The organism is Winogradskyella maritima, assembly GCF_042650215.1.
Taxonomy (GTDB): Bacteria; Bacteroidota; Bacteroidia; order Flavobacteriales; family Flavobacteriaceae; genus Winogradskyella; species Winogradskyella maritima.
On record NZ_JBHSAT010000004.1, the window covers coordinates 1,901,196 to 1,919,387 of the forward strand.

17 protein-coding genes are annotated in these 18,192 nt (G+C 37.2%); 11 read left to right on the forward strand and 6 right to left on the reverse strand.

Annotated features, from left to right (window positions below; genetic code table 11):
- Nucleotides 1-53: 53 nt before the first annotated feature.
- The 3 genes from menD to ACFOSX_RS09735 all read left to right on the forward strand — a co-directional run bounded on the left by menD (nucleotide 54) and on the right by ACFOSX_RS09735 (nucleotide 3,161).
- Nucleotides 54-1,814 carry a 2-succinyl-5-enolpyruvyl-6-hydroxy-3-cyclohexene-1-carboxylic-acid synthase gene (gene menD / locus ACFOSX_RS09725; RefSeq protein ID WP_386099943.1) on the forward strand — a complete coding sequence of 587 codons (1,761 nt, stop codon included), beginning with the start codon at nucleotides 54-56 and terminating at the stop codon, nucleotides 1,812-1,814.
- Nucleotides 1,815-1,893: 79 nt separating this feature from the next.
- Nucleotides 1,894-2,235, forward strand: a complete 342-nt coding sequence (locus tag ACFOSX_RS09730; protein WP_386099946.1) for a DUF2853 family protein — start codon at nucleotides 1,894-1,896, stop codon at nucleotides 2,233-2,235.
- Nucleotides 2,236-2,324: 89 nt separating this feature from the next.
- Nucleotides 2,325-3,161 carry a CvfB family protein gene (locus tag ACFOSX_RS09735; protein ID WP_386099948.1) on the forward strand — a complete coding sequence of 279 codons (837 nt, stop codon included), beginning with the start codon at nucleotides 2,325-2,327 and terminating at the stop codon, nucleotides 3,159-3,161.
- Here the strand turns inward: ACFOSX_RS09735 and ACFOSX_RS09740 are convergent.
- Entirely contained in the window at nucleotides 3,153-3,572 is a 420-nt protein-coding gene (locus ACFOSX_RS09740; protein WP_386099951.1) for a hypothetical protein, read from the reverse strand. The genes ACFOSX_RS09735 and ACFOSX_RS09740 overlap by 9 nt on opposite strands.
- A gap of 322 nt (nucleotides 3,573-3,894) precedes the next feature.
- Between ACFOSX_RS09740 and ACFOSX_RS09745 the strand changes: the two genes are divergently transcribed.
- Together ACFOSX_RS09745 and menA are read left to right on the forward strand one after the other, a co-directional pair.
- On the forward strand, nucleotides 3,895-4,734 hold the full coding sequence (locus ACFOSX_RS09745; protein ID WP_386099954.1) for a 1,4-dihydroxy-2-naphthoyl-CoA synthase: 840 nt from the start codon (nucleotides 3,895-3,897) through the stop codon (nucleotides 4,732-4,734).
- A gap of 13 nt (nucleotides 4,735-4,747) precedes the next feature.
- Nucleotides 4,748-5,653 (forward strand): 1,4-dihydroxy-2-naphthoate octaprenyltransferase, encoded by a 906-nt coding sequence (gene menA, locus ACFOSX_RS09750; protein ID WP_386099957.1) that lies wholly within the window; start codon nucleotides 4,748-4,750, stop codon nucleotides 5,651-5,653.
- Here the strand turns inward: menA and ACFOSX_RS09755 are convergent, their stop codons facing one another.
- Together ACFOSX_RS09755 and ACFOSX_RS09760 are read right to left on the reverse strand one after the other, a co-directional pair.
- Complete coding sequence (locus ACFOSX_RS09755) at nucleotides 5,654-6,445, reverse strand: SDR family oxidoreductase (RefSeq protein ID WP_386099960.1); 792 nt, start codon at nucleotides 6,443-6,445, stop codon at nucleotides 5,654-5,656.
- Nucleotides 6,429-7,346 (reverse strand): sterol desaturase family protein, encoded by a 918-nt coding sequence (locus tag ACFOSX_RS09760; protein ID WP_386099963.1) that lies wholly within the window; start codon nucleotides 7,344-7,346, stop codon nucleotides 6,429-6,431. The genes ACFOSX_RS09755 and ACFOSX_RS09760 overlap by 17 nt, the downstream gene beginning before the upstream one ends.
- Nucleotides 7,347-7,574: 228 nt before the next feature.
- Between ACFOSX_RS09760 and ACFOSX_RS09765 the strand changes: the two genes are divergently transcribed.
- The 6 genes from ACFOSX_RS09765 (at nucleotide 7,575) to ACFOSX_RS09790 (ending at nucleotide 15,664) form a co-directional block, all read left to right on the forward strand.
- The gene (locus ACFOSX_RS09765) at nucleotides 7,575-8,357 is read left to right on the forward strand and encodes a carbonic anhydrase family protein (protein ID WP_386099966.1); all 783 of its coding nucleotides are present in this window, start codon (nucleotides 7,575-7,577) and stop codon (nucleotides 8,355-8,357) included.
- Between the two features lie 97 nt (nucleotides 8,358-8,454).
- The gene (locus ACFOSX_RS09770; RefSeq protein WP_386099969.1) at nucleotides 8,455-9,495 is read left to right on the forward strand and encodes an o-succinylbenzoate synthase; all 1,041 of its coding nucleotides are present in this window, start codon (nucleotides 8,455-8,457) and stop codon (nucleotides 9,493-9,495) included.
- Nucleotides 9,492-10,454 (forward strand): CPBP family intramembrane glutamic endopeptidase, encoded by a 963-nt coding sequence (locus ACFOSX_RS09775; RefSeq protein WP_386099972.1) that lies wholly within the window; start codon nucleotides 9,492-9,494, stop codon nucleotides 10,452-10,454. The genes ACFOSX_RS09770 and ACFOSX_RS09775 overlap by 4 nt, the downstream gene beginning before the upstream one ends.
- Nucleotides 10,455-11,546 (forward strand): AMP-binding protein, encoded by a 1,092-nt coding sequence (locus ACFOSX_RS09780; RefSeq protein WP_386099975.1) that lies wholly within the window; start codon nucleotides 10,455-10,457, stop codon nucleotides 11,544-11,546.
- Nucleotides 11,547-11,627: 81 nt separating this feature from the next.
- Nucleotides 11,628-12,242: a hypothetical protein gene (locus ACFOSX_RS09785; RefSeq protein ID WP_386099978.1), complete on the forward strand. Its 615-nt coding sequence runs from the start codon at nucleotides 11,628-11,630 to the stop codon at nucleotides 12,240-12,242.
- Between the two features lie 17 nt (nucleotides 12,243-12,259).
- Nucleotides 12,260-15,664 (forward strand): carboxypeptidase-like regulatory domain-containing protein, encoded by a 3,405-nt coding sequence (locus ACFOSX_RS09790; protein ID WP_386099981.1) that lies wholly within the window; start codon nucleotides 12,260-12,262, stop codon nucleotides 15,662-15,664.
- A 76-nt stretch (nucleotides 15,665-15,740) separates the two neighbouring features.
- On the opposite strand, the gene ACFOSX_RS09795 is transcribed toward ACFOSX_RS09790, so the two are convergent.
- The 3 genes from ACFOSX_RS09795 to ACFOSX_RS09805 all read right to left on the reverse strand — a co-directional run bounded on the left by ACFOSX_RS09795 (nucleotide 15,741) and on the right by ACFOSX_RS09805 (nucleotide 18,146).
- Nucleotides 15,741-16,598 carry an OmpA/MotB family protein gene (locus ACFOSX_RS09795; protein WP_386099984.1) on the reverse strand — a complete coding sequence of 286 codons (858 nt, stop codon included), beginning with the start codon at nucleotides 16,596-16,598 and terminating at the stop codon, nucleotides 15,741-15,743.
- A 106-nt stretch (nucleotides 16,599-16,704) separates the two neighbouring features.
- Complete coding sequence (locus ACFOSX_RS09800; protein WP_386100269.1) at nucleotides 16,705-17,697, reverse strand: glycosyltransferase family 2 protein; 993 nt, start codon at nucleotides 17,695-17,697, stop codon at nucleotides 16,705-16,707.
- Nucleotides 17,697-18,146 (reverse strand): type I restriction enzyme HsdR N-terminal domain-containing protein, encoded by a 450-nt coding sequence (locus ACFOSX_RS09805; RefSeq protein ID WP_386099987.1) that lies wholly within the window; start codon nucleotides 18,144-18,146, stop codon nucleotides 17,697-17,699. The genes ACFOSX_RS09800 and ACFOSX_RS09805 overlap by 1 nt, the downstream gene beginning before the upstream one ends.
- Nucleotides 18,147-18,192: the final 46 nt, after the last annotated feature.

Consider the following 18,192-nt stretch of genomic DNA (forward strand, 5'->3'; position numbering starts at 1 on the left):
TTGCTGGCCTTCATTTTTTTTAGGGAGCTAAAAGCGGTAAATTTGTGGATTGTATGAAGCATTCAAAAATCCCTTTATCGCAAACTGTTGTTGGCCTTTGTAAAACCTTGTGCGTTAGGCAAATCGTCATTTCCCCTGGCAGTAGAAATGCACCATTAACCATCGGTTTTACGCATAATGAGTTTTTTAAATGTTATAGCATTGTGGATGAGCGATGCGCCGGATTTTTTGCGCTTGGTATTGCACAACGTTTGCAAGAACCGGTCGCTTTAGTCTGTACATCGGGTAGTGCATTGTTGAATTATTATCCTGCCATTTCCGAAGCCTATTACAGTCATATTTCGCTAATCGTCTTATCTGCCGACCGACCTAAACACATGGTTGATATTGGTGACGGGCAGACCATAAAACAGAAACAAGTCTATGGCGAGCATGTGGTGTACAGCGCCAATTTAAAGCTCGATTTAAAAGACGACTACCAGCAGACTAAGGACGATGAATTACCGATTTTCAAGAATCTCGAAAATAAATTAGAGCGCTTTTTAGGTCTTCAGAAGGACATTCAGACTTATAATGAAATTGAAATTCAATCGGCCATCCAAATGGCGAAAGGGCAGTCGAGACCTGTACATCTCAATATTCCGTTTGAAGAGCCTTTGTATGAGACTACTGAGGTTTCCGAATTAAAATTCAATCTAAAGACAAGACCAAGAGTAGATGCTGAGATTGATAGTTTTGAGCTAGAAGATGCTTTGCAATTATGGCATAAAGCCAAGCGAAAGTTAGTATTGGTCGGTGTGTTGCAACCCAATAGTATTGAGGCACAATGGCTAGAAGAATTGGCGAGAGATGAGAGTGTTGTGGTCTTTACCGAAACGACCTCTAACCTTCATCATAAAATATTCTTTCCAAGTATTGACCAAATCATTGCACCTCTTGATATGGTAGGGTTTGAACACTTAAAGCCCGATATTGTCCTGACCTTAGGCGGAATGGTGGTTTCAAAAAAAATAAAAGCATTTTTAAGGACCTACAAACCTTCAGAACATTGGCATGTTGGGCCGTTTGAAGCCAATGATACTTTTTTCTTATTGACAAAGCATTTTAAGGTGTCCTTAAATGCCTTCTTTTCAAACTTTTTTGAAGCGCTGACACATACCATTAAAAGTGATTACAGGTCGCATTGGTTAAACGTGAAACGCCATAGACTCCATCAGCATAAGGCCTATATCAAGGATATTCCTTTTAGTGATTTTAAAGTGTTTAGTGATGTTATTAAATCCCTTCCGAAAAATAGTCAATTGCATATCGGGAATAGTTCAGCGATTAGATATGCCCAATTGTTTAACAGCCCAGAATCCATCGAAGTATTTTGTAACAGAGGGACGAGTGGTATCGACGGAAGTACAAGTACTGCAATTGGTTCAGCTTCCGTGGCTAATCAACGCACAACGTTTATAACGGGGGATTTAAGTTTCTTCTATGACAGCAATGCGCTTTGGAATAACTATACGCCAAATGACTTCAGAGTCATTATCATCAACAACCAAGGTGGAGGTATCTTCAGGATTTTGCCAGGTCATAAGAATACCGAAAATTTCGATATCTATTTTGAAACCAAACATAAGCTTACCGCAGAGCATCTTTGTAAGATGTACGGATTCGATTATGCCAGTGCAAAGAATCAGGCGATTTTAGAGCGTGAACTAAATACATTTTACGAGGATTCGGACCGCCCGAAAGTGCTGGAGATTTTCACACCGTCAGAGATTAATGACGAAATCCTCTTGCAGTATTTTGATTTTATAAAGTAAACTTGAAGTCGTCAACTTTCAGCATTCCCTTACAATTCCTATCTTTAACTGTTCAACAAACAATCAAAAATCAAAAAACATGAGTAAACGCGACGAATTAATCACAAAATACGCCTCTGAAATCAAGGATAAATTCAATCAGCAACCCGATATGGATTTACTGACCAAAGTAACGGTCGGCTTGGGTCCGTCAATTTATAACGCCGATTCTGCAACGGTTTCTGGTTCTGATGAGAAGGAAATTGCTACAGTAAAAAATAATTTTCTGATTAAAAAGTTAGGCTTAGAGGATAGCAATAAACTCGATAATGCCATTGATAGCGTTATGGAAACCTACGGAAAATCCAACCGAAATAAATACCGCGCCGTGATTTATTATATGCTAACAAAGCATTTTGATAAAGCTTCGGTGTATAACTAGAAGGTTAAAATTTTGAAGGAGTCGTCCTAAAGGGCGACTTTTTTTATACAGATATTCGTAAGCGATAGAAATAGTAATACCTTTGCGCCATGATACATTTAGGCGAATACAATACACTATATATACTACGAGATACAGAACCAGGTTTGTTTTTGGGTGATGATGAAGCAGGAACAAATGAAGTACTCTTACCCAATAGATATGTCCCGGAAACTTTCGAAATTGGTGATAAAATCGAAGTCTTTGTTTATTTAGATAATGAAGAACGTCCAGTCGCCATCACAGACAAGCCTTACATCACCAAGGGAGACTTTGCTTTACTTCGGTGTAATGAAGTTAGTAAACACGGGGCTTTTCTAGATTGGGGATTGGTTAAGGAATTGTTTTGCCCGTTTAAGGAACAAGCCTTTAAAATGAAAAAAGGAGGTTGGTATTTGGTGCATTGTTATTTGGATGAGGAAACCGATAGACTTGTGGCTTCTAGCAAAACCATGCGCTTTTTGGACAACACTACGTTAGAGGTTGCTCAATTTGATAAGGTAGACTTAATTGTTTCGCATCCTTCTGATATCGGTATGAATGTCATCGTCAATAAAAAACACCACGGCCTTATCTATAAAGACGAAATTTATAAAGACATCAGCGTTGGCGATAAGTTAGAAGGTATCGTGAAAAAGGTACGACACGATAATAAATTGGATATCTCTCTCAGCCAAATCGGGTATAGAAATATTGAACCTAACGCCCAGTTGATTTTAGATGCCTTAAAGGATAACAGCGGATTTATACCTTTACACGATAAATCTAGTCCTGAAGCGATAAAGGAAGAGCTTCAAATGAGTAAAAAGAGCTTTAAAAAAGCGATTGGTTCACTCTATAAAGACAAGCAAATCACCATTAAAGACGACGGAATCCATTTAAACTAAATTGACGTCTGAATTGGCTTTCAAAGTAGTTTGAACCCAACGCTCTGCTGTTTTTAAATCGTGAAACAACTGTCTGTTAAAATTGAAGAATTTATTTTCTAGAGTGAAAATTTTTTCGCCCATAGAGGAGTAGCTGACAACGGCAAAAGCTTTTAGGTTTGGGAACGCCTTGTTGAAAATATGAATGTCAGTGGGATTAATAGAGTATGAGTTCTTGCGATGGACGATATAACCAAAAGGTCTTTCGTTGTATTTTTCAACAAGTTTACGTCCCAGCTCAAAAAAACTATCAAAAGTAAGTACTACGCCTTCATTCATCTCTGCAATGACGTAGTTTTCAAAAAGAAATAATGTGCCAATATCAAAAGAATGGCGTTCAAAATTCTCTGTTAAAGTTTGATTATCAATCATCTACTATTTTTAATAAGGGAGTGCAAAGATACTATGCGTGCATAGCTTTTGTATAGGTGTAAAATGACTTTAACCGTTTTATTGAATTATTTATAATAATATTCATATTTAAATAAAAATCCAATAAGAGATAATAAACTTAGATTGAATATTATGTAACTATTTGCTAAGCAGTATTTTAGATATTAACAAACTCTAACGATATCGTAAATTATGGTGCAATTATTTATGCAAAAATAAATTTTCGAGTTCTCCATCTTCGGGTTTTAGTCTTAGCTAATATTATATGTATTTTTGTTGTTCAAATTTCCAACTGTAAGACATGAAAGACATTCAATGGAAAACCGTTAAGGACTACCAAGACATTACCTATAAAAAAGCCAATGGTGTAGCACGTATTGCGTTTAACCGACCTGATGTTCGGAATGCTTTTCGTCCAAAAACTACGAGTGAATTATACGATGCATTTTATGATGCCAATGAAGACACCAACATAGGTGTGGTTTTATTAAGTGCGGAAGGGCCGTCGACAAAAGATGGTATTTGGAGTTTTTGTTCTGGTGGTGACCAAAAGGCAAGAGGCCACCAAGGCTACGTTGGCGATGATGGCTACCACCGTTTAAATATTTTAGAAGTGCAACGCCTTATCCGTTTTATGCCAAAGGCTGTGATTGCGGTAGTACCGGGTTGGGCCGTTGGTGGAGGTCATAGTTTACATGTGGTTTGTGATTTAACTCTTGCAAGTAAGGAGCATGCTATTTTTAAGCAAACGGATGCTGATGTGACAAGTTTTGACGGCGGTTACGGTTCAGCTTATTTGGCAAAAATGGTCGGACAAAAGAAAGCACGTGAAATATTCTTCTTAGGTCGGAACTATTCAGCTCAAGAGGCGTACGATATGGGCATGGTCAATGCGGTTGTTCCTCATGCCGAATTAGAATCTACAGCCTATGAGTGGGCACAAGAAATATTGGCCAAATCGCCGATATCTATAAAAATGCTAAAGTTTGCCATGAACCTTACCGATGACGGAATGGTCGGTCAACAAGTTTTTGCAGGCGAAGCCACACGTTTGGCTTATATGACCAACGAAGCCAAAGAAGGCCGAGATGCGTTCTTGGAAAAGCGTAAGCCCAACTTTCCAAAACAGTGGATTCCTTAAATTGTAACGCATTATGAATAAATGGAAGTCATGGTTGTCGGCAATGCGTTTAAGGACCTTGCCCTTATCAGTTTCGGGAATTATTATAGGAACCTGTTTGGCGGCCTATAATGGACGATTCAATATTTGGGTTTTAATTTTGGCCATTTTAACGACGATTAGTCTTCAGATTTTATCGAACCTCGCAAACGACTATGGCGACGGTGTAAAGGGTACGGACAATGAAGACCGCGTAGGACCGCAACGTGCTATACAAAGTGGGGCTATTACTCCCGATGAAATGTTCGAAGCCATTAAAAAAAATATCCTCGTTGTTATTTTTCTGACTCTGGCACTAATCTATGCAGCGTTCGGACATACCAATTTTTTATATGTTCTCTTATTTGTGTTTTTGGGTGGAATATCTGTGTATGCGGCGCTAACCTATACCATGGGAGATTCGCCATATGGTTACAGAGCCCTGGGTGATGTTTTTGTATTTGTTTTTTTTGGATTTGTAAGTGTCATCGGAACTTACCTTTTGAATGTAAAAACAGTTGACCATCTTGTTTTTCTACCAGCAACAGCTTTGGGTCTCTTAAGTGTTGGTGTCCTCAATTTGAATAATATGCGAGACATCGAAGCCGATGAAAAAGTTGGAAAAATTACATTGGCCGTTAAACTGGGAAAGCAACGTGCTAAACGCTATCATTATTTTTTGGTTATCGGGGCAATTGTTGTAGCAACACTTTTTGCCATTTTATATTATGTAGAGCCTTATAACCTTTTGTTTTTTGTGAGTTTTGTACCGCTCGTTATGCATCTAAAACGCATCAGTAAGGCAAAACAACCATCAGATTTTGATGGTGAATTAAAAAAATTAGCCCTGACAACATTTGCCTTCTCCATTCTTTTGGGAATTGGCTATTTCCTCTACTAACTAGCGAACCTTATTTTTCAGCACGAATTTGTGTAACAATTTTGGGAAAAATCGCTTTAGGTAAATTCCAAGCACCTCTTTTCGGCCGATGTAGGCTTCAAACTTTTTACGTTCAATCGCCTTTATCATTTTCGTTGAAAAGTCATCGACCTGCAGACCATTTTCCGTGGCATCGTCTTGCGTGTTTTGAGCAGAGCCATCGCCTGTTAATGCATTTTTCGCCACATTGGTATTTACAAATCCAGGGCAAATGAGTGTAACGTCAATTCCATCTCCCTCATGTTCCATGCGCATCACATCAAAAAAGCCATGTAAGGCATGTTTGGCACCGCAATACCCTGAGCGGTATGGAGACCCAAAACGTCCCATTAAACTGGTCACAACTACGTAATGTCCGTTTTTATTGGCTACAAAATGAGGAAGTAAAGCTTTGGACAAGGCGACAGTTCCTAAATAATCCACTTCCATTAACTTTTTGTCGACCTCAATTGAGGTTTCGATAATAAGGGAGCGTTGACTGATACCTCCATTATTGATTAGAATATCAATTTTTGGAAAAAGCGAAAGTGCTTTTTCAACCACAGCATCCATGTCGTTATAATTAGCCAAATCAAACGGCAATACTTTCACTTTTTCAGGGTTTGAACATGCATGTTTAATCGCTTCAAGCTTTTCTGAATTGCGGGCGGACAGTATAAGATTGCAATCTTTTTTGGAAAGTAATTTTGCTAAGGAAGCGCCGATACCGCTTGAGGCTCCAGTTATCCATATGGTTTTAGTTTTTAGTTTCATGGGAGTTGGACGTATTTTGAGCGTCGAGCCATTCTTGTCGTAAATCGTTGGAGATTTTCCCTGTGCCATCATGTCTCCAACCTGGCGGTTTAAAAAGGTATTTTATTCTGTCCGAAGCAGATTTTTTTCCAGAGAAACCATCCTTCAACATATACCACCATTCCAAAAACGCAATTTTAATAGGGTTGTAGGTTTCAATATTCTTTACCAAACCGTAATTGAGCGGTACGGATTTTAATTCGGGTTGAAAGGTCCCGAAGAGTTTGTCCCAAATAATAAGAATGCCCGCATGGTTGCGGTCCAGATAAATGGGATTGCTTCCGTGGTGTACACGATGATGTGAAGGCGTGTTGAAAATCGCTTCAAACCACTTCGGCATTTTGTCTATAGCTTCAGTATGAATCCAAAATTGATATAATAGACTAATAGACATTTGAAGCAGAATCATCGCTGGATGAAAGCCTAACAAAGGTAACCACAGCCAAAAGATAAAGGTGTAAAAACCACCAGACCAAGTTTGTCTCAGCGCAGTACTCAGATTATAATGTTGCGATGAATGATGCACCACGTGCGAGGCCCAAAATAAGCGACACTCGTGGGATATGCGGTGAAACCAGTAATAGGAAAAATCATCTAAAAAAAAGAGTAAAACAAAGGCCCAAGCGTTAATTGGAATAGTAAACAACCTAAAATTATCATAGACAAAAAAGAAAAGTAAAAGCACCAAGGCTTTACTTAAAAAGCCAAGAAACACGTTTCCTAAACCCATAGAGATTGAGGCAAATGCATCCTTGGTTTCATAGGTTTTAAGACCTTGTTTTAGTGTCACATACAATTCCAAAAGCATCGCTATGATGAAGAACGGAATGGCATAAAGAATTATGTTTGGAAAATCGGGCATAATAGATGGTGAATATAAGAAATTCTCTTCGACGATAATTGTAGTCCTTACGACATTGATTAAGATTTATTCCAAATAAATGAGTGCTCTATTAAAATAATTGTTCTATTTCAGTTTTATAATTACTTAATTTAGTTAATAACGAGTTAAATATTAGTCTAACTTTTAAAAATGAAAGTATTACTATTATTTTTGCATTGATTTTAAAAACAACTAATTCTAAAAATTATGAAAAAAATCAGTTATGTAAGTACCGCTTTAGTTTTAATGCTAAGTTTATTGGCTTGTAACAACACAGAAAATGCCGAGAAGTCAAATACAAGTAAAGATGTTTCTGAAGTTATGCCATCTAATGATGTTAATGAAACCCCAGTGAGAAGTATTTTAACGGCTGAAGAGCAAGCCGATATGACTCCAGACGAAATTATTGGTCGTCTTAAAAAGGGAAATGAAAACTTTGCATCTAATAACCTTACACGTAGAGACCATTCTGCACAGAGACGTCAAGCAATGATTGGTCAATACCCAAAAGCTATTGTACTATCTTGTGTGGATAGCCGTGTACCGGTAGAAGATGTATTTGATTTAGGGATTGGCGATATTTTTGTTGCCCGAGTTGCGGGAAATATAGAAAATGCAGACATCGTGGGTTCTATGGAGTTTGCTACTGCCGTAGCAGGTTCTAAATTGGTAATTGTTATGGGACACTCGTCTTGTGGTGCCGTAAAGCACGCAGTTGATAATACTGATGCAGCCTCAATGGAAATGAATGCACTTCAGAATCTTTTAGAAGAAATAAAACCATCCCTGGAAGGTGTTGAGCCTAATGGCGAAGTATCGTCAAAGAATATTGAATTTTTGGATAAGGTAATTTCTAATAATGCTGTACAAACGGTTAAGGATATTAGAAAACAATCCCCAAAAATGGCGGCTTTAGAAGACGAGGGAAAAATAAAAATTGTTGCCGCAGTTTATGATATGGAATCAGGCAAGGTTAAGTTCATGAATTAAACTGTGTAAAAACAAACAAATTAAGTAAAGCATCGACTTAGGTTGATGCTTTTTTTGCTTTTATAGGCACTAATAAAACCATATTTTTGACTAATTCATGAAAGCATCATACGCCAAATACAATCTACAATTTAAACGACCAAGTGGCACGTCGAGAGGTGTCATGACCACTAAGGAAACCTGGTTCATTCAGCTTGAAGCCGATAACCGAAAAGGTATTGGCGAATGTGGCATTTTAAGAGGTTTGTCCGTTGATGACCGACCAGATTATGAAGAAAAACTGAAATCGACCTGCGAAAATATTCAATTGGGATTAAATAGATTGTTGGAAGACCTTATTGAATTTCCCAGCATACAATTCGGGTTGGAAATGGCGTTTAAATCGCTAAAGTCTGAATCTAAGTTTGAATTGTTTCCGTCTGAATTTACCCTAGGTAAAGACCATATTCCGATTAATGGACTAGTGTGGATGGGCGATTCCGATTTCATGAAACAACAAGTTAAGTCGAAGATTGAAGCTGGATTCGATTGTATTAAATTAAAAATAGGTGCAATTGATTTTCAAACGGAGTTGGATATTTTGAAAGGTATTCGAGATGAATTTTCAAAATCCGATATCGAGCTACGGGTCGATGCCAACGGTGCTTTTTCAACTTCTGAAGCCTTGGAAAAATTAAAACGTCTGTCGGAATACGACTTACATTCCATAGAACAACCGATAAAGCCAAAACAATGTGATGCGATGGCTAAACTCTGTGAGGTAACTCCAATTCCTATTGCTTTGGATGAGGAATTGATTGGGGTATTTCAGAATGAGGAAAAAGAAAAATTACTTCAAATTATAAGCCCACAATACATCATATTGAAACCAAGTTTAGTAGGTGGCTTTAATGGCAGTCAGGAATGGATTAATACTTCGGAAAGCCTCGGAATTTCCTGGTGGATAACTAGTGCTTTAGAGAGTAATGTTGGACTTAATGCTATTGCGCAATGGACGTATACGCTTCAAAATGGAATGCCTCAAGGTTTGGGTACGGGCAGTTTATTTACCAATAATTTTCATTCGCCATTACGCGTAAAAAATGGTACTTTGCAATACGATTTAACCCAAGATTGGGATTTTAATTTAAGACTATGAATTACATACAACAAGCCTATAAAGGGCATCCTGACTTTTGGAGATACATCATCGGTTCTGTAATTGCCATCATTGGTGTAGGTATATTTTCTATGCCACATATGATTGCCATTTTTGCGAAGAAAATGAATGGAGAGGTGGATTTAGCTCAATTGAGTGACATAAATTATTTACTCACCCTTTTTGAGTCTAATGAGAATTTGGTGTACCTACTTTTACCATTTGCAGGAGGTTTACTCTTTTTGTTGTTAGCGGTTAAGTTTCTGCATAAACAGTCTTTTGTGAGTTTAACCACAGCACGACAAAAAATAGATTGGAAACGTGTGTTCTCCATGTTTTTTGTTTGGGGAATATTGTCATCGAGCTTGGTGTTGGTAGACTATTACATGGCCCCTGAAGGTTACCAGTGGAATTTTCAACCTCAAAAATTTGCTATTCTAGCGGTCATTGCTATCATACTAGTGCCACTGCAAACCAGTTTTGAAGAATATGCTTTTAGAGGTTATTTGATGCAAGGACTTGGTGTTTTGGCAAAAAACCGATGGGTACCGTTGGTGCTGACTTCTGTATGTTTTGGATTACTTCATATTTCAAATCCAGAAATTGAAAAACTCGGTTATATCCTGTTGGTTTATTATATCGGTACGGGCTTCTTTTTGGCCATTATGACCTTAATGGATGAAGGTTTGGAGTTGGCTTTGGGCTTTCATGCGGCCAATAATTTATTTACAGCCTTGTTGGTTACTGCAGACTGGACGGCGTTTCAAACCTATTCTATTTTTAAGGATGTTTCAGAGCCCGAAGCGGCCGGCTTCTTTGATATTTTCCTTCCGGTGTTTATCATTTTCCCGATTATTTTATTGGTTCTAGGAAAAATCTATGGTTGGAAAAATTGGAAAGACAAACTCTTTGGCCCAATTGTAGAACCGCCAAAAGAAGACTACAAAGTTTTAGATTAGATGACTCCCCATTTTACCAAAATCCATAACCGCTTTAAATTAAATGGACACCATTTTAGTTTCGAAGCGCTAAAGGAAGTGGCCTATAGTTTGGTAAAAGAAGGTGAATCATTTGAGCAGGACATAGGTCAGTTTTTAATGGATTGGCTGGATGCTTCTTCTACAGTATCGGTTAAAACGTCTGGTTCAACGGGTGTTCCAAAAACGATAAAGATTCAAAAACAATATATGGTGAATTCGGCCATAGCGACCGGAGATTATTTCAAATTAGAACCAGGAGATACAGCCTTACATTGTCTGCCTTCTAAATTCATTGCTGGAAAGATGATGCTGGTAAGAGCCTTGGTTTTGGGATTGGAATTAGAGTGTGTACAACCAAGTTCCTCACCTGTTTGGGAGACTGAAAAACACTATGATTTTTCGGCTATGGTGCCATTGCAACTATCCAATGTATTGTCGGCTACTCAAAATATATCCAAACTCATTGTCGGTGGAGCGAAGCTTTCTGACGATTTAAAGACAAGGATTTTACAAACACATCTCAAATGCTATGAAACCTATGGGATGACCGAGACCATCACCCATGTTGCGGTTAAAGCGGTCACATCAAAGGGGCAAAACGGCGATATTTATTTTAAGGCGTTGCCAAATGTCAATTTTTCTCAAGATGAAAGGGATTGCTTGGTGGTTGATGCTCCCACTATTTCAAAAGACACCATCGTAACCAATGATGTTGTGGACTTAAAATCTGAAACATCTTTTGAATGGTTGGGCCGTTATGATAACGTGATTAATTCAGGAGGTCTTAAACTTTTTCCCGAACAGCTTGAGGAACTGCTATCTAAAATTATTACTGAACCCTTTATGGTTAGTTCAATTCCAGATGATGTCTTAGGCCAAAAAGTAGTTCTGATTGTAGAATCCGAAACCCTAGACCATGCGATTTTATTGGAAACTATAAAGTCGAGTAAATTTCTCTCAAAGCAACAATTACCTAAGCAAATTGTGGGTCTTAAAAGGCTTGTCTACACTAAAAACGGAAAGCTACAGCGCCAAAAAACAAAACAATTGGCCATAGACACGTTAACTTAACCAAAGTACCGCTTCCCTCATTATCGATTTTTTTCACAGGCTTTAGTCTATAGTTTTACTTCAACTTTAAAAGCTAAACCCATGAAAAATGTAATGACCTTAGTTGTAATGCTAGGTTTAGCAATGCAACTGACCAGCCAAGAACAGAAGGTAAATACCGAATCGGTAACCTTAGAAAATTTAATCACACACATTGTTGAAAACTATGATGTGATTGAAGACGAAGTGGACTCCGAAGAAGCTCCAAAACACTTGACCTTTATTATCGAAGCTTACGGTAATTTGTTTAATGCTGAAGACAAGACCTTATTAAAACAAGCCTTTAAAATACTGGCAAAGCGAACGTCTGACGCGGATAAACTGAGTCTCGTGGCCTATTCAAAATCTAATGGCGTACTTCTTAATCGCACTGGATGCAAAGACCTAAAGAAGATTCTCAACGTTATTGAATACCCAAATAAGCATCTAAAGAATTCAGAAGCCGATGGTATTTCCGAAGGTTATAGCATAGCTAAGGACAATTACAGCCCAGAAGGCGAAAACACTGTCATTATGGTAAGGTTGCCCAACCGAAAAGCAGAAGTCGTTGCTCAAGCAGAACAGCTTAATCCTAGCAAAAATAAAGGGAATGGCAGTGCCGTGGTATTAACTGCGCTCACTCTATTACCTGAAATTATCGCTGTCATCAAAAACTAACATTTAAATCTTGTATTATGAAACTCCAACTGAACATCTTCACCTATTTTCTATTTCTCAATATCTCGTTTGCTCAGGTATCTCCTAAGCTAGTCTTAAATGACAAATCTGAACTGAAACTTAGCAAGCTATATGTTAATGCAGAGGTTTCGGGCCAATATGTAAAGGTCAGCTATGACATGACATTTTATAACGGCCGAAATAGAGTTTTAGAAGGTGAGTTGTCTTTTCCTTTAGCACAAGGACAAACGGTATCCAATTTAAGTATGGATTTAAATGGTAATCTACGTGACGCAGTAATTATAGAAAAAGAATTGGGTAGGGTTGCTTATGAAAATACCATTGCACAGCACATAGATCCTGCTTTATTGGAAAAAACAAAAGGTAATAATTATAAGGTTAGGGTCTACCCAATTCCTGCCAAAGGCTATAAGCGCATTGTGATTTCATATGAGCAAAACCTTATAGTAACTGACGGTTTTTACACGTTAAATCTCCCTTTTGATTTTAAGCATAAGTTGGATGAGTTTGATTTAAAGATTATTCAGAATTCAGAAAAATCAAGACCTGAAGTGAGTTCCAACTATAATGATGTGCTTAAGTTCAAGACCGTAAGAAACAGTTTGGTCGCAAAATTAAAGACGGATTCAATCACACTTGACGAGAACTTAAGCATAAAATTTCCAGTAACTGATTCGTACAATTTAATTACCGAAGGAGAATATTTTCATTTTGATCAGAATTTTGAAATGCTCCCCAGAAGGAAAGAAAACCCTTCTCGCATTACACTATTGTGGGATGCTTCATTTTCTATGTTCTACAAAGATGAAGATAAAGAACTCAATCTTTTGAATGATTATTTTCAATTTATCGGAAATGTCGATGTTCATTTAATTGTATTTAATAACAGAGTTGTTGAAAACCGAGAATTCAAAATTAAGGATGGTGATTGGAAAGATTTAAAGACAAGATTGCAGAATGTGGTCTACGATGGCGGTACAGCAATGGGGCATTTGCCAATAAAATTATCCGATGAAATAATTTTGGTGTCTGATGGTATGCATAATTTGGGAGAATTAAAGCAAGTTGGTCGTCAACGTTGGTACGCTATCAACTCATTAAAATCTGCAAATCATGATTTTCTTGAGAATATGGTTATAGCATCTGGTGGTAATTATATCAACTTGAATCGTGAGTCCGAAGCTTCAGGGTTAATAAAGCTTCAAAATGAACCATTCCAATACCTTGGTACTCGCGGTAGTAATCTTGTTTTTGAAACCTACCCTAAAGAAAACGAAGTTGTCAATGGAAGTTTCGCACTAAGCGGAAAGTTTTTCGAAGCTGAAAAGTTGGAGTTGCTTTTCGGTTATAATAATGAAATCACAAAGGTTGTAACTATTGATTTTTCTAAAGCAACTCCATCAACTATCGCAGAACGACTTTGGGCAAAACAAAAATTGAGGTTTCTTTCTAAATCTGAAACCAAAAACAAGGATGCTATTATTGCGCATTGTAAATCTCATCAACTTATATCCTCATATACATCAATGATTGTTCTGGATAGGATAGAAGATTACGTTCGTTTTAAAATTGAACCACCTACTGAATTAATGGATCAATACAAGCGTTTAATGACACGCTCAAAGCAAGCTGATATTGCTAGGCAAGAACAGTTGAAATTAAGAAAAGAGCGACTTAAGGATGACTATAAATTGCTTAGAGATTGGTATAATACAGACTTCAGTAGCAAAACAATAATGCCAAAAACTCCAAAAGTTGCTACGACAAACACAGTGACGAACACAACCCAACAAACAATTAGTAATAGAACGCTTTTGGATTCTACAAAGACCATTATTTCAGGTGTTGTCATTTCAGAGAATGAACCCGTTCCAGGTGTGAATGTTTATGTAAAAGGAACTACGATTGGAACACAATCGGATTTTGATGGAAAATTCGCAATAAATGCTGACGAAGGTGATGAATTAGTTTTTTCATTTATAGGTATGAAAACTGTAGAAACTGAGATAGGTAATGCGACGAATTTATCTATAGTCTTAGAAGAAGATGAAGCCGCCCTAAACGAAGTTGTAGTAACTGCATATGGTATAAGTCGAAGATCTACAACTACAACTTCAGTTACTAGCATTAGCGCCGAGTCAATAAGTAATCAACCTAGTGCAGGATTTACTCAAACGTTAAACGGCCAAGTGTCTGGCGTTGAAATTAAAAATGATGATAACAATGGCATTGGTGAAAGGCTGTCTATCCGTGGTTTGTCCTCCATTTCAGGCAATACAGACCCATTAGTTGTAATTAATGGAAAGGTTTCTGATAACGGTAGCTTTAAAAAACTTGCGCCTAGTGATATAGAGTCAATCTCGGTATTGAAAGATGCAGGTGCCACCGCAATATATGGTGGCAGAGGTGCGAATGGAGTTTTGATTGTCACGACAAAAGACGGACGTCGAAAAAACCAAAGAGCCATTAAGCAACTTGAGGCTAAATTGAAAAAGCACACCACATTACAACCTTGGGAAAAGAATTCATCCTATATAGAATTACTTGAAGAGCAGGACAATATTGATATTGCGTACCAACTTTACCTGAAATTACGTCTTAAATTCAGTAATACACCGTCTTTCTTTTTAGACGTTGCAGACTTTTTTGAAAGCAGAAATGCTAAAGACTATGCACTCACAATTGCTACAAACTTAATTGAAATTGAATTAGATAATCATGAGATGATTAGGGCTTTAGGCTATAAACTAACAGAATTTGAAGAAACCGAACTATCAGTTCATGTGTTTAAAGAAGTTTTAGAACTTCGCCCAGAAGAACCACAATCCTACAGGGATTTAGCGTTGGCATATAAAGAAAATGGTGAAATTGAGGAAGCTTTAAAATTATTTAAGATAATTGTTGACGGCGATTTGTTGCATAAAGATGAAACCAGCAAATATCATGGTATTGAGCATATTTCTTATGTTGAATTGTGCGACCTTATTCAGAATGATGATAAGTCGAAAGAATTACAAAACGAATTCGAATCAATAAAAACGGATATTAGGATTATTATGGATTGGAATCATGCCAATACGGATTTAGATTTACATGTTACTAATCCAAATGGTGATGAAATTTACTATTCAAATCCAACATCGACCTTCGGAGGGCGACTTTCAGAGGATTTCACCGAAGGCTACGGTCCTGAAAGTTTTATGCTTAAAGACGCGCCTAAAGGCGATTATAAAGTAGGAGTGAAGTATTACTCGGATAATGTTCAGAAAATAATTGGTCCAGTAAACCTAAAAATTACATTGATTAAGAATTTTGGTAGCAAGAATGAAGAGCGACAGGTAAAAGTTTACCGACTTACTGATAAAGAAGGAATGCTAGATGCTGGAACAATTAGTATTTAGATTACTTATTCTAAACTGAAAACCCTGACTTTCAAAAATCGAAAGTCAGGATTTCTTTTATTGTTTGATCAGAAACTTAGTTCCCTTCTCCAGAGAGGTTTTTCATTTCCTCTTCAATCATAGCATAGAATTGATCAATCTTTGGAAGAACAACAATACGTGTTCTTCTGTTTTTCGCTCTATTTTCTGCCGTGTCATTTTCTACTAATGGTACATGGTAACTACGACCAGCAGCGATAAGTTGCTGAGGATTCACTTCAAGATCTTCTAAAACTCTAACCACAGAAGTGGCACGTTTAACACTCAAATCCCAGTTGTCTAATAACGGAGGCTTGCTGTATGGCACATTGTCTGTATGTGCTTCAACCATAGCTTCAAAGTTTGGCTTACTATTGATGACTTTAGCAACTTTTCCTAAAACTTCTTTTGCTCTTGATGTTACATTGTAGCTACCACTTGTAAACAATAATTTGTCTGCGATAGAGATAAAGACAACACCTTTTTCTACATTGATTTCAATGTCTGGATCGTTGATGCCAACTTCTTTCTTTAAGCTAGATACAATGGCCAACGTAACACTGTCCTTTTTATTTAAAGCATCTTGTAAACGAGAGATTTTTAAATCCTTCTCTTTTAAACTTTCTAAAGATTTCTCTAAGTTGTCAGCTCCTTTTTTGGTCAAGGTGGTTAAATTCCCCTTAGTGTCGATTAAGTCTTGATTTGTTTTTCTTAAATCGGCCAATTGCTCTCTCAATCCTTCTAATCGGGCTTGAGATGCGGCTTGGTCAGATAAACAGGCATTTAACTTCACCGTTGCAGTATTCAATAAATCTTGGGTTTCCTTTTGCTTGGCTTCCAATTCGGCATATTGTTTCTTGGAAACGCAACCAAATGCCAGCACAGCAGTTAATCCCAATAAAATCAGTTTTTTCATAATAGGTTTTTTGAATTAATCAGTTAATAAATAACAGTTCAAAATTATTGAAAAGAAAGTGCAATATTGAAGGGATTAACGAAAATTTTAACAGTTTTATAAACAATTAAAATTCAGTCTTTTGTTTTACAAAATAATCCCAAACAATAGAAATACGTTGGGCATAACCAGAACGTTGATTCAGTTGACGTCTTTTCCTTATTAGTTCGAAAAGATGCCCATAAAATGAGAAATGGGCTTTTAAAATAGCTAGAAAGTGCGAAAATTTCCCTTGTAATAGAAAACGTAATCCAGCTAGACCATCGAGTATCAATCTAAAAAGTACTTTAAAAAACACCCAACCTGATGCGTTTTTAACTAAGGTGAATAAGCTATTTCTAAAATTCAGAAACGTCTTTTTAGGACTTACTTCGCTTAAAGTGGCACCACCAACATGATAAACGGTTGAAGCACCGTTGTATATTACATTTAATCCTTGATTGAAGGCTCGCCAGCACAAATCAATTTCTTCCATGTGTGCAAAATAGCTTTCATCAAACCCTCCTAAATGTTTTAATCTTTCAGTTTTGATAAAAAAACAAGCACCTGATGCCCAAAAAATGGAAGTTTCATCATTGTATTGGCCGTTATCTCTTTCTATGCTATCAAAGATACGTCCGCGACAAAATGGATAGCCGAGAGCATCGACAAAACCCCCGCCAGCACCAGCATATTCAAAATAATCTTTGTTTTTGTAATCTAGGATTTTAGGTTGTACTATCGTTGTTTTCTCGCTGTTATTGAAGGTGTCAATGATGGGGCCTAACCAGTTTTCAGTGACTTGTATATCGCTATTTAAAAGACAAAATAACGATTCATTGACATGTTCTAGCACATCATTGTAGCCTTTAGCATAGCCTCCGTTTACGGTATTTTGAATGATTTTTACATTAGGAAAATGTTCAGATATAAATCCAACCGAATCATCCGTTGAGGCGTTATCGGCAACATAAATTTTCGCACCAGTAGAAAGGGCAACTACCGATGGTAAAAACTGTTCAAGGAGAGCTTTACCATTCCAGTTTAAAATAACCACCGCGATGTCTTTGGTGCTGTACATTAAGGCTTTTGGTATTTTGGTAAATCCTTCAGAAAAATATAAGACTCGGACGTCGTATCCATCTGACAATAATAGTGATTTATTCCGTTGGTCACCATTAAGTAGTCCGCATCTAACTGTTGGTTGTAGCGTGCAATCTGGTCAAACGTGGTTTGATTGATGGTAATCTCGGGAGCTTTGCATTCAACAACAATATTTATGGATCCATCAGGATGAAAAATCACGATATCGTAGCGCTTTTTTAAATCATTTATTTTGAGTTCTTTTTCAACATTAATCAAGGACTTTGGGTAATTGTGCTCCGTCATTAAATGATGCACACAATGTTGCCGTACCCATTCTTCGGGTTGAAGAATGACAAACTTTTTGCGAATCACATCGAATATAGAAATGTTATTTTCGTTACTTTTGAAACGATATTCAAATTGAGGAAAATTGAGTGACTGCACAGGCGGTTTCGAGGTTTTTTCAAAAGTACACCTCAAAGTTAAATAT